At 45.1% G+C, this 12,866-nt stretch carries 10 protein-coding genes and 1 pseudogene; 6 read left to right on the forward strand and 5 right to left on the reverse strand.

The window, feature by feature from the left end:
- Window positions 1-72: 72 nt before the first annotated feature.
- Both EKN16_RS08470 and EKN16_RS08475 read right to left on the reverse strand, forming a co-directional pair.
- The gene (locus tag EKN16_RS08470) at window positions 73-1,605 is read right to left on the reverse strand and encodes an MDR family MFS transporter (protein ID WP_125655396.1); all 1,533 of its coding nucleotides are present in this window, start codon (window positions 1,603-1,605) and stop codon (window positions 73-75) included.
- A gap of 115 nt (window positions 1,606-1,720) precedes the next feature.
- Complete coding sequence (locus EKN16_RS08475; protein ID WP_125655398.1) at window positions 1,721-2,638, reverse strand: helix-turn-helix transcriptional regulator; 918 nt, start codon at window positions 2,636-2,638, stop codon at window positions 1,721-1,723.
- Between the two features lie 328 nt (window positions 2,639-2,966).
- On the opposite strand from EKN16_RS08475, the gene EKN16_RS08480 reads away from it, so the two are divergent.
- Genes EKN16_RS08480 through EKN16_RS08490 form a run of 3 tightly spaced genes read left to right on the forward strand, consistent with a single transcriptional unit; the run spans window position 2,967 to window position 5,407 of the window.
- Entirely contained in the window at window positions 2,967-3,707 is a 741-nt protein-coding gene (locus EKN16_RS08480; protein WP_125655400.1) for an MBL fold metallo-hydrolase, read from the forward strand.
- 22 nt (window positions 3,708-3,729) lie between these two features.
- The gene (locus EKN16_RS08485) at window positions 3,730-4,080 is read left to right on the forward strand and encodes a YkgJ family cysteine cluster protein (RefSeq protein ID WP_125655402.1); all 351 of its coding nucleotides are present in this window, start codon (window positions 3,730-3,732) and stop codon (window positions 4,078-4,080) included.
- A 58-nt stretch (window positions 4,081-4,138) separates the two neighbouring features.
- Window positions 4,139-5,407, forward strand: a complete 1,269-nt coding sequence (locus EKN16_RS08490) for a copper amine oxidase N-terminal domain-containing protein (protein WP_164522729.1) — start codon at window positions 4,139-4,141, stop codon at window positions 5,405-5,407.
- Between the two features lie 161 nt (window positions 5,408-5,568).
- Here the strand turns inward: EKN16_RS08490 and EKN16_RS08495 are convergent, their stop codons facing one another.
- Both EKN16_RS08495 and EKN16_RS08500 read right to left on the reverse strand, forming a co-directional pair.
- The gene (locus tag EKN16_RS08495) at window positions 5,569-6,351 is read right to left on the reverse strand and encodes a squalene/phytoene synthase family protein (RefSeq protein WP_125666024.1); all 783 of its coding nucleotides are present in this window, start codon (window positions 6,349-6,351) and stop codon (window positions 5,569-5,571) included.
- Window positions 6,352-6,586: 235 nt separating this feature from the next.
- On the reverse strand, window positions 6,587-8,632 hold the full coding sequence (locus EKN16_RS08500) for a methyl-accepting chemotaxis protein (protein WP_125655406.1): 2,046 nt from the start codon (window positions 8,630-8,632) through the stop codon (window positions 6,587-6,589).
- 210 nt (window positions 8,633-8,842) lie between these two features.
- On the opposite strand from EKN16_RS08500, the gene EKN16_RS08505 reads away from it, so the two are divergent.
- From EKN16_RS08505 to EKN16_RS08515, 3 genes are all read left to right on the forward strand, one after another.
- Window positions 8,843-9,679, forward strand: a complete 837-nt coding sequence (locus EKN16_RS08505; RefSeq protein WP_125655408.1) for a phosphotransferase family protein — start codon at window positions 8,843-8,845, stop codon at window positions 9,677-9,679.
- Window positions 9,680-9,924: 245 nt separating this feature from the next.
- Window positions 9,925-10,575 (forward strand): PadR family transcriptional regulator, encoded by a 651-nt coding sequence (locus EKN16_RS08510; protein WP_125655409.1) that lies wholly within the window; start codon window positions 9,925-9,927, stop codon window positions 10,573-10,575.
- 73 nt (window positions 10,576-10,648) lie between these two features.
- Entirely contained in the window at window positions 10,649-12,409 is a 1,761-nt protein-coding gene (locus EKN16_RS08515) for an ABC transporter ATP-binding protein (protein WP_232016311.1), read from the forward strand.
- Window positions 12,410-12,457: 48 nt separating this feature from the next.
- Here EKN16_RS08515 and EKN16_RS08520 read toward each other — a convergent pair.
- Window positions 12,458-12,823 (reverse strand): annotated as a pseudogene (locus EKN16_RS08520) (YybH family protein).
- Window positions 12,824-12,866 lie beyond the last annotated feature (43 nt).

A 12,866-nucleotide genomic window follows, 5' to 3' on the forward strand; every position in this document is an offset into this window, starting at 1 on the left:
GCCAAGCATTATTACATCTACCCATCTTACTATCACTGGAGGCTTAGGACAATGTGAAACGATTATTATACGCTATTGAACGTACTCATTTGGTTCCGCAGACGCGTCAAGCTTCGTGCGACCCATGAAGAGAGAAGCAAGCAGCGCTAGCAGCACCGGAACAATTGCCCAAGCGAAAGTATACACGATAGATGACGAGAGCATATCTGATATTCTGCTAAGTAAATCAGATGGGAATAACGCCCGCGTTGCTGGGGACAACAGCGCATGGGGGTCCTTGAGGTCAATCCCTTTAGGGAGCTGGTCCGATCCACCGCCTCCTAATAACTGGTTCGTCATTTTGTTCGTAAACATATGACTTTGAATCAATCCGAAAGTTGTAATGCCAATCGTCATACCGAGTGAACGGAAGAAGTTCAGGGTCGAGCTGGCCGTTCCTCGTTGTCGATAAGATAAACCATGAATGGCAGCATTGCCAAGCACCGAGAAGGATCCGCCAATACCAAGTCCAATCAGAATCATAAATATAGTTACGATAAAACGACTCGAATCCGCTGTGAGTGTGACAACAAGCGCTGTACCAATCGCAAAGATAATAAGCGTCGGGACCATGACATTACGATACGGTATCTTATTCATGAGAAATCCACCCAATGTCGCAGTCACAACGGAGCCGACCATCATCGGCAGGAGGACCATCCCGGAGTTGGTTGCAGATCCACCAAGTACACCTTGTATGAAAATAGGGATGTATACAGATGCCACAATAAACGCCGCACCACTAAAAAAGGCACAAAGAACGCTTGTTGTATACAATCTCTTCTTGAATAGAGCATATGAAATGATCGGCTCTGCAACCTTCCTCTCCGTGAGAAGAAAAGCAACTAACAACAGCATAAATCCAGCAAAAAGACTAATAATTACAGAGGAATCCCACGCGAATTGCTTACCACCGAGCTCTAGGGCGAACATCAAGCAGACGACTGCTCCCACTAAAGTGAAGGCTCCCATCCAATCAATGCGCTGCTTAGAATGCTCATGCGATTCCTTGTAGAATAACAAGACCATGATAAAGGCGATTATACCCAAAGGCAAGTTGATATAGAATATCCACTCCCAAGCGATATGATCGGTAATGTAAGCGCCGAGTAACGGTCCGAAGATGCTGGATAACCCAAACACCGCACCGAACAGTCCACCTAAACTTCCGCGTTTCTCGAGTGGAACCGCATCGAACATGATCGTGAACGCAATAGGGACAAGCGCTCCTCCGCCAATACCTTGAATGGCCCGATAAATCGCTAATTCAGTAATAGAAGTTGCTGTTCCGCACAAGGCTGAACCCAGCATGAATACGATCATGCCGAATATAAAAAACTTTTTACGTCCATACATATCCGATAGCTTCCCGAAGATTGGCATGCCAGCCATCTCAGCGACCATATAGGCGGATGTAACCCAAACAAATTTGTCCATGCCTCCAAGCTCTCCGACGATATTGCCCATGGCCGTGGCCACGATCGTATTATCCATAGATGCCATTAATATACCAAGCAGCAAGCCTGCAATGACGATTGGCAAGCTGTTCTTGTGAGATTGCTTCATTTTGACAAACACTCCTTTAGTAGTTGAGATCATAGATTGCGATTCCTATTCCAATGTCTTGCTCCTTTCTTTTTCACTACAATCAGTGTAATAAAAAAAGTATGACAACAGATTGTCATACTTCAGGATATCGATTTATCATTTTTTCAAGCTTTGCTTTGATTTGTTGTCTTAGCTCAGGCGGTTCAACAACCTCTACCCCGTCCCCGAAGCTTAATAGAACCGGCAGTAACCAATCGACTTCATGGGAGTTGTACATTTTTAAGGTAAGCGTGAGTGATCCATCATCATTAAAGCTCTTCGCAGCATGATAGAAGAAATCCATTGCCCTAGCCAAACAGTCCACCGAGAAATGAAGAACAGCATCGGTAGAATGCTCTCTCTTATAACGATCGAAATGGCGCGTCGGTGGAACTGCTTGATGATGCTTCCGGAAGTGTTCCTTCGATGCAGTTAAATCAGCAATGCGCGATAGCTTGAATTCCCGATAATCCTTGCGCCCTCTGCAAAAGCCATATAAATACCAATTATCATACTTATACATCAGACTGATCGGCTCAACTGTGCGATCTGTTCTTTCGCTCTTGGCATTAATATATTCGAATCGGATGACACAGCATTCCGTAATTGCAGTTCTAATGACACGAAGGAAATCGTTATAACCTCGCTGACTTCCAATATCCATGGACAAGCTTGGCATATGCGTATCGGTTTGTATCGTTTGCAATTTGTTAATGGTTTCCAGAGCCTGCACATCTTCAAATACGGTAGACATGCTGTGGAGAATGGTTATGAGTGATCCGACATCATAGGAGCCTAATAAGCTCTTGTCCATTTTATAGGCCTCCATGATTCCATAACCGCCATTCACCCCTTGATAAGAAACGACTGGAATACCAGCGGCACAGATCACATCGATATCTCGGTAAATCGTTCTTTGCGAAACCTTGTATTTCTCTGCTAATGCAGAAGCCGAGAGCACCTCATTATTGAGCAGCATGTAAATCATAGATATGAGACGCTCTAGCTTCATGGGTAACTCCTTCTATGTTCATTCTATCCTTCTCTTCTGCCGCAACTAAGTTCCCATCTAGTTAATTCGAGAAGTTGCTTAGAATTCCTTTCTTTAACTTTTTTCAAGTTCTGCCATTACCAAACTCAGCATTTCAAATAGGATCGAAAGGAAATGAACAAATCTTGCTCTTTTTTCTCCGGAATTCATACATTTTCACAAAAACTTTATGTTGACAAATAATTATTTTTGTGGTATAATATATAATTTTTATATTGACTATCTCTTCTCAAAAATGATAATTAGTAGATGTGGTTATAGTCACTAATTAGTCGAGGAGGATGATTTCATGAGAATTTCGGGCGGAATTGAAATGCTTGAATTAGAGGCAGAGGCTTTCGGGGGTCGTGCACAATTGAATCCTACCCTTATTTGGGATGACACAACAGCTCTTCTGATCGATACCGGCATGCCAGGAGGATGGGAACAATTACGAGAAGCTATGAATGAGGTCGGAGTTCCTTTTGCAAAGTTAAAGGCGGTTATTCTCACGCATCAGGATATTGACCATATTGGCAATATTCCCGAAATACTACAGGAAAGCAGCGGGAGCATACAAGTCTATGCTCATGAGCTCGATAAACCTTATATCGAAGGAATTCTGCCTCTCATTAAGACCAGTCCCACTGCGATGGCCCAAACCATAGCATCACTTCCGGAACATATGCGCCCTCAAGCCATGGCATTATGCGAGAACCCACCAACGGCGAGAATCGATATCTTACTGGAGGATGGTGATGTACTGCCTTACTTTGGGGGTATTCGCGTTATTTTCACCCCTGGACATACACCTGGTCATATCAGTCTTTATCATCAAGAAAGTAAAACCCTTGTGGCGGCAGATGCATTAATAAATGTTGCCGGTAAATTGCGTGGACCCATCGCGCAAACCACCTTAGATATGCCCGCAGCCCTTCGCTCCTTAGAGAAGTTCTTGGACTTCGATATTGATTCGGTGATCTGTTATCATGGTGGCTTAAGTACGGATAACGTTATGGAGCAGCTTCGGTCTCTTGTAGGGAATAATTGAAGAAGGCTGCAGGAGATTCCTAATGGAAAGTAATCTTCCCTGTCAAGGCTGTAAGGGCATGTGCTGCGGCCCTGTTCCTGTTTCGGAGCAAGAGCTCAAACGTATTAAGAAGAAACTGAAAGAGATGCCTCTTAAAATTCGGCTAGAACTTGAGAATCAACAGCGTTTCTATGGAACCTGTATTTTCTACGATCAAGACCATGACAAGTGCGGCATTCATGCGGTTAGACCCGCCGTATGCCGTGCATTTGGTCACTTTAACAATTTAGTTTGTTTCCGCAAACCAGAAGCAGCAGCGGCGAATAATTGGGTAATACAAGAGAAAGCTGTCGGTATTTTGTCAGAGCATTTTACTTGGAAGGATTTCAAATAACCCCCCACGGAAGGGGCCTTTTATCCTTCTCTCACTTCCAGATGGCAGCGCACACCCGTTGGAATCTATCTTCTACTTCGAGCAAGCTGAACTTACCGTAAACGAAACCGGAGCGGATGCCCACTTGCAACCTTTCTACGAGTACGGTCGTTTAAGAACAAGAAGAAGCGAACCATCAGGAATCAAACAACAAATGGAAGTGGGTAATAACATGCTAAAACAAGCTCTCCTTACTGGGCTAACCGTATCCGCATTGCTCAGTTCTTCATTGTCTGTTTATGCAGCAGCTCCTACTAGCACGACAAGCAGCATCGTGAAATTCCAACTCGGCATGAAAGCCTATACCGATCATCAAGGCACACATTCTCTTGATGCTATCCCTTTCCTGTCAGGAAATAATATTATGGTTCCTCTCAAAGCACTTGCGGACAGTCTGAATACGCCCATCACTTGGAATGCGAAGACAGGTGAGATTACGTTGAAAGGCTCACAGGTTGTGAAGCTGAAGCTTAATGATAACAAGGCCATCATCGGATCAAACCAAGAGGTGAAATTGCCCACAGCTATCGTTTCCATAAAGGGGCGCACCTTCGTTCCTACTCGTTCCATATCCGAGCTAATTGGTGCAGCAGTTAGCTGGATGCCACAATCGAAGCAGGTTTGGATTACAGCTCAATCACCAAGCAACACGAAGAGTCTTCAATACGCTTACTCGTTCCAGAAAGATACAGAGGGTTGGTCGTCGGGCTTTGCTGATCTTCCGAAGAATTACAATCCGGAGATCTATACGTTATCAGCCAAACGAGAGCTAATTCCCACTGCAACTAACAAAACCAATTATGGCTTCCAGCTCTCGGGTGCGAATCGGAGCGACGATCTGTTTATGTTTATGACCAAGAAGCTGGATGGGCTAAAACCAAACACTACGTATAGCTTGAAGCTCTTCTTCGATTTATATTCGGATCAGGGTGCCGGTCAGATGGGTATTGGCGGTGCGCCTTCAGAGGCCGTACACATGAAGGCAGGTCTTCTAAGCTCAGCAGCCAAAGTAGTTGAGGTAAAAGAAGCTGGAGAAACCTACCTCCGACTCAATGCGGATAAAGGCAACCAAAAAACAGAGGGCAAAGATATGAAACTAATTGGTAATATATCGAAGCCAGAGCCAGACAAGGCTGGTTATCAGGCTATCCCGTTCGAATTCTTTGCCACAGCAAAGTCAAACGCTGCCGGTGAGCTGTTCCTAATAATCGGAACTGATTCCGGCTACGAAGGACTGACTACACTCTATTACAACAATATTAAAGCGACGCTAACAGAAGTGAAGTAATAAGAGGCTGTCGTTTTCACACAAAGAGACCGTCCCTCCGTCATATATTATGACTTCTGGGACGGTCTCTTCTCATTAGCGTTCCTTCTTTCTATAACTCCGCAAACAAAAAAGGCCGAAGACTTCAGAGAGAAAGTCACGACCATTTATTTGCTTATTGATTAACCATGAATCTTATTGACGATTTTTAGAACGGTTGCTCTTGTTAGCTTGTTTCCGCCGGCATTAATGAGTTTGACTGTAGCATGAGCCAGTGATAACGGGATTTTGCAGAATTTCAGAGCAGGACCGCTCTTAAGCTCCTCAACGTAAGCATCCGCTAGCTTCAAGTTACGGCGAGTATAGGCAATCATTTCTTTTGATCCCCAACCATTAGGGTAGAAGTCAACCCCCCGCCCAAGGTCCTCATCTCGATTACGAAGAATATTAACGGCTTGTAACCCACGGCCAAAAGCAACCGCTTTTATAGGATCGGATTTGGTTCCATCAAACCATTCCCATAGTTCCGAGAGCATTTCTCCCACCATACCAGCCACGCTGTAGGTATAACGGTCCAAATCATCTTCAGTCTGGATGACAAAATTAGCTTCGACCCATTCCGCCATTTCTTTGGCCATTTTGCCTATGTAGCGATAAATCGTTGGCACAATTGATGGTGGACAATAAAGCGCCCATTCATCTAATTTCATCGATACCTCAGGCAAGATATCCCGGTAGGGTGCCAGCAGCTTCTGTATCGATTCAATAATCTGCGAGGATCGAGTGGCATCGTGAACACCATTCAAGAGCTCCACCTTTAATTCATCGGTGAGATCTGTATGATCTTCAATTTCATCGATAGCCCGCATGCATAAGTATGCAGAAGCTACAGCCTCCTGCAGACCTGGAACCAGCCGACTAATCGGAATATAAAAGGTTCGGCTCGTATTCTGTAACATAACCATGGCTTCATTAAGGACGACGTTAGTAATGAGTATTACCTCCAAAAAGCAGCGAAGCTTTCTCGTATTTTTAATTCAGTAGTTACATCATACCATTTTGTTGATAAAGTACTCAAATATTAATGCGATTCATTTGAAGCAAAGGAAGGAACTTTCCCAACTTCTTGAAGATTATAGGGCAAATTGTTTGTTTAGGATACCGAGTTCCTAAATTTGGAAGGAGATTCCCCAATGTCCTTTAAATTTTAAACTGCACAAGCAAGTCCTGTTGCTCCTGAACCATTGAACTTAGCGACTTGGCGGAAGCCGAAACTTCCTGCATGGAAGCCAATTGCTGCTCGCTTGCTGCCGCAACGCTTTGCGTGGCATCTGAGGCTCCGCCGGAAATGCGGGCAAGTTCCTCCATCGTTGCGCTGATTTGCTGGGAACTGGCTAACATTTGCTCGGAGACTGCTGATACCTCCTGGATTTGACTCACTATATGTTGAATTTCAGATACAATACCGGTGAACGCTTCTCCGGCTTGCTCCACGAGCGTCGTGCTGGCATAGACCGCTTTCGAACCGCTTTCAACCGATTTAGCCGCTGCTTCTGTCTCACCTTGCATTTCTTCGATAATTTCTCGAACCTTCTCAGCAGAATGCTTCGTTTGTTCGGAAAGCTTGCGTATTTCTGAGGCGACTACAGCAAATCCTCTACCATGTTCACCTGCGCGAGCAGCCTCAATCCCGGCATTCAATGACAGTAGGTTTGTCTGTTCACTGATACCGCTGATGACATTGATAATATTGCCAATATCGACGGATCGGTTGCGAAGTTGATCCATGAGCGATGTCGTAAACGAGACGGAATGATTGGCTTCGTTCATATCTCGGACTGCCTGCTGAATGATTCCGTTGCCCTGCTGTGCCTGCTGGGAGGTGTTCTGTGACGCGTCATACAATGTGGAGGAAGATTCAGAGATTCGCTGTATGCCAATGGCTAGCTCCTCAAGCGCCTTAGTGCTTTCTTGAGTTCCACGAAGTTGTGTTTCCGCTCCAATGGCCACATCTTGGATGGTATTGGCAATGTTTTCAGCAACCGTACTTGTCTGGTCCGCACTCGCCGCCAGCTCTTCCGATGTGGACGCGACATGCAATGAATGTTCGGATACTTTAGATAACATTTTATTCAGTATGCCGCTCGTACGATTCAAATTTTCAGTCATCCTGCCAAACTCGTCTTTCGACTTTACCTCGATGGAATACGTAAAGTCACCTTGAGCCAGATACTCGGCCATAGTGTTAACGCGGGTCGTATGTGCTGTAAGGTTGCGCGTGTAGAGTAGAATTACCACAACGATGAGGACAATTCCAATTAAAATAACAATTAGGATTTTCAGCATCAATGCATTTATTTTTGTATTTAACTCTTGATCCGGCAGGGCTACTGCCAAGATCCAGTCAGTCTGTTCTAACTTTGAATAGTAGACATGGACGAGTCCTTGTGAGGAAGTATAAGTTGAAGCGCCATTGCCTTCCTTCATAATGGTGTTCGCTAAAGTGGAAAGGACGGGATCCTTGTCATCCTGTAGCTTTTCCTTCATGATTTTATCCGTCTGCGGCCCTGCTAAATAAGTGCCGTTTTTGTCGAGCATAAATGCCCAACCGCTGGCACCTACTTTCGTATCTGAGACGATTTTTTGTACAGTGTTCAAGTTAATATCACCAGTTATAACGGCGATGAAGCGTTGTTTATCGTCGTACACAGGAACAGACGCCGTAACCAACGTTGATTTGGTCTCTTCGTCGTAAGAGGGATCCGTGTAACGAATCCCTTTTTGGTTGACGGCAATTTTGTACCATTCTTGCGAAAGATAGTTGTACTTGGGATCGCTATAGTCGTGTGTAACGGTAATTTGATTCTGATCGTGATAGGCATAGCTTGAAAAATACCTCGTCTTGTCGTTATATACATTGGGTTCAAAGAAAATGCCTACACCGAAGGTGTCAGGGTTGACGTCCAGCGTGTTCTTGAACAGCGCGTCATAATCCTCTAGGTTGAGCTTGGTGTAGTGGCTTTGCACCGATTTGGCTATCGTTTCTGATACCCTTCCGTGGGAGGAAATCCGTTTCTGGATACTTTGGTTGGTATTTGCCAGCTGTTCCTTCATATTGTCCTGTGTCTGCTCAATCAGAAGACCTCGGGCTGAAAGGACGAGGACAGAAGAGATCGCAATGACTATGACAAGAAGTAGTGGCAAAAAGAGAAGTAGTGTTTTGGCTTTGACGCTTCTTAGACGCATATTGGAAATGCTCCTTTTCCATGATTATAATAATATCTAGTCCTATATCGACTTCTTTCGACATTTTTGTTAGTGTCATTTGTCAAAGGTGAACCAACGGTTGATTATGCCGACCAACCTTTAACAGGCAGATATATCCAATAGAAATAATTTCCATTATAATGTAACTCAAGTGTGGAATGGCATGACATAAGGGGGCACCAGTAAACGATGCTAGGAAAATATGTAGGAATGGGCTCGAGTTGCGAAGTATATGAATGGGGTAGCGACGACAAAGTCGTCAAACTATTTCATACGAATACACCATCGGAAGCTGTTCAGCTCGAATATCGGAACAGCTCCGCGGCTTGGAAGAGCGGATTGCCAGTCGCTAGACCGTTCGAGCAAGTGATATGGGAAGGTCGTCCCGGAATTATATTCGAAAAGATAGTCGGGGAAACGTTCGTGAATCGAATATTTGAACAATTGTATATTTTCCAAAAGATTGATTTTGACGAAGCAGACAGCGAACTACGAATATTCGCGAGAGTGCTGAATGACATTCATAAGGCAACCGACTTCGACATCGTTACCGATCAAAAGGAGAATTTAAAAGCGATTATTGGCCGACCTGCATTGTTTACCAATGACGAAATATCAGCCATCCATTCCTATATTGACCATTTGCCCGTTAAACGACAGCTTTGTCATGGTGATACCAATATGAGTAATCTGATACTGAGAGACGGCTTACCGGTCATGATCGACTGGATGCATGCCTCGCTCGGCAACCCGGCAGCGGATGTCGCGGAAGTTTGCGTGTCGATCGATTATGCTGTCTTGCCACCGGAAACTCCGGCTGCTGTCGATGAGTTCTTTCAAGCTTCGCGGCAAGTGGCCTACCACATTTTCATCGACGAGTACTGTAAGTTGTCTGGATTAACAGAGGAAGAAATAAGGTCTTGGTACGTTCCGGCTGCCGCACGTTCAATCGCATCGGGCGCCATACCGGACGAACAAATTGCTAGACTTGCTGCTATGATTCGGCATAAGCTGCGCCTTGCCTGAAACTTAGGCAACATGATTTATCAAGTTGCACTAACGAGGAACGAGTTCAATGAACAAGGAAAAGACAATCACCCCGACTTATTCAGGGTGATTGTCTTTTTGTATGCAAAAGGCGTTAAGCCTAGTCCTTTTTATTAGGATCGTTTCAAGAACGCCATTGTCGCCATTGTCGCCATTGACAGATTACGATATATCGTTTAATTTATTAGATAACGATATATCGTAATGAAAAGGAGAATATAACGATGCGCAATGATCCCTTTCGCAGCAGACTCCGTGAAGGACGAGCTGGCAGTAACGAAGGTAACAATAAGCACAGCGAGCATGATCACGAGCATGGAATTGCACGCGGTGACAGAAAAGGCAAACGATATTTTGGTAGAGGTGACGTTAAGTATGCCCTGCTGGAGCTGCTTACAAAGGAGCCGATGCATGGCTATCAGATGATGAAGGCGCTTGAGGAGCAATCGGGGGGCTTATACGTTCCAAGTGCCGGCTCCATTTATCCTACCCTGCAGATGCTTGAAGATCGTTCTTTAATCCTCTCTCAAGAGAACAGCGGCAAGAAAATCTATGCTATCACCGACGAAGGCCGTGAATTGTTACGTGAGAGACCCGTGCGTGAGGATGGCGATGGTCATGGCCGCAAGCATGCTGAGCGTCATGACCATTGCTCTTCAAGGGGCAACTCCTGGCGGGAGCGATTCAGACAAAGGCTCGGGCTTCATGCCCAGTCTTATCAAGTGCTGCAGCAGCTGATTTCTGCAGAGGAGTTTGCAGCTGGCAATAATAAGCTTCAACAGCAGCTCCATGAGTTAACACTGGCTATGAATAACCAGCTATCTGCTTTCCTTGGTCAAGCATCTGCAGCTGTCGACTCTAATAATGAGGAGTGAGCGATAGATGAATGGATTTCCTCATCGTATGCGCGTGGAGTCCGTGAAACCAAAGCGTGGGAGTATCTGGAGTATGTACAAAAGAATGTTCTTTCATGTTCGTGGTCAATGGAAGCTTCTGCTCATTGCTGCTATCTCCATTATTGCGGTTTCCTTGCTTGAGTTCGTTATCCCTCAGCTTTCTCAATACACCATTGATCGCCTTATTCCGAATAAACGATACGATTTGCTGATTTGGATTGCACTAGGTGTACTAGTCACCGCTCTTCTACTTGCCTTATTTAATTATTTGAGCGGAATAGCGATGGCATCCGTTGGCCAAAAGGCGGTCTATGATCTACGCAATCAGCTTTACAGCCATTTGCAGTCGCTAGATATCGGATTCTTTGATCGGAATCGCACGGGTGACCTGATGTCCCGAGTAACGAGTGATGTCGGTATGCTGCAGCAGCTGGTCTCTTCTGGCATGATGTCAATTGTGACCGATACGTTTACTTTTGCAGCAGTCGCAATTTATATGCTTTGGATGGATTGGCAGCTAACCTTGATAATATTGGCAACCTTCCCGTTTATGATTCTGACAACACGCTTCTTCTCCAAACGCATTCGTGCTGCCTTCAAGAAAATTCAACAATCTGTAGCGGAGGTCACAAACCATCTGCAAGATACATTATCGTCTATTCGATTGATGAAGGCTTTCTCCACAGAGCAATATGAGACAGAACGATTCGCTGATCGCAGCTCCGCGAATCGGCAGGCGAATCTGGATGCCGTTAAGCTCAGAGCGATATATGAACCGATCATTGATATGCTCAACTTCGCTGGACTTGCCATTGTATTAATTCTTGGTGCCAAGCATGTGATGGATGGCGGCTTGACCGTAGGAACGATTGTGGCGTTTCTCGCTTACCTTCGACTGCTGCAGAATCCGATTCGGCGTTTCAGCCGCACGCTTAATACAGTCCAGCAATCAGCGGCAGCCTATGAACGAATTGTCGAGATTCTAGAAACCAAATCACAAGTCATGGAGAAAGCAAATGCGCTAGAGCTTGGACGTGTACAGGGACATGTAGTGTTTCATGATGTCAGCTTTGCGTATCAGCCTGAAGTACCGGTATTAGAGCACTTTGACTTTGAGCTTCTGCCTGGGAAAGTAACGGCTATCGTCGGTGCTTCAGGAGCTGGCAAATCAACGATTACGCATCTAATTACTCGGTTCTACGATCCACAGCAAGGAATGATTACCATTGATGGACATCCACTTCCGGATATCCAACTCCAATCACTGCGCCGTCAGATGGGAATTGTATCGCAGGATGTTGCCCTGCTCAATGGTACGATTCGCGATAATATTAGCTACGGTACGCCTCATGCAACCGATGCGGAGATAGAAGCCGCAGCTCATGCAGCGAACGCGCATACGTTTATCACTTCTTTTCCCTTAGGTTATGAGGCGCAGATTGGTGAACGGGGCGTGAAATTATCCGGCGGTCAGAAACAGCGGATATCCATTGCCAGAGCTATCCTGAAAGATCCGCGCCTTATTATTTTGGATGAAGCTACCTCAGCTCTTGATACTGAATCGGAAAAAGCCATTCAAGATGCCCTTGTTCATCTGTTAGAGGATCGTACTTCATTGGTTATTGCACACCGATTATCAACCATTCAACGCGCTGACCGCATCTATGTATTGGATCAAGGGAAGATCATCGAAGCGGGTACGCATGACTCCCTACTCGCACAGCAGGGTAAATACAAACAGCTTTATGAGCTTCAATTTCCTCAGAAATTGCGTGATATCCCCGCTGGAGTGGTCACAAGAGGAATGAAATAATCCGTTGCAGCTGAAATTCACATGAGCATCGCTAGCTTCTTGAGCCTGTTAATGACTGCTGAGGTGCTCGTGTATCAGCTTCCAACAGCCAGCAGTGTTCTTCACAAAAACGTTTGTCGCACGACCGCTGCCTGATTTGAAATTACCTTCATAATAGCCTTCCCAACGGTACGTATAAATGCAGACTGCTGAACAGCTATCTGCGATTAACCATTGTACATCGGTCGCTGAATAAATCTCATCCTTGATCATGTTCTAGGCATTCTCAAAGTACCGCTGAATCTCAGCCGTTGAAGTGCAGGATGTATCCGAGAACCAATACACCGCTTGAGAATCTATACACTCTTGGACCTGACTAAAATCATGCGAGTTAGTTGCTGCAATATATTTCTCTAATGCATCTATATAGCTCAATATCTTTCTTCCCTTCTGATTTATTCATCCTAGCATCGCTGGG

The organism is Paenibacillus baekrokdamisoli, from assembly GCF_003945345.1.
Taxonomy (GTDB): Bacteria; Bacillota; Bacilli; order Paenibacillales; family Paenibacillaceae; genus Paenibacillus_Z; species Paenibacillus_Z baekrokdamisoli.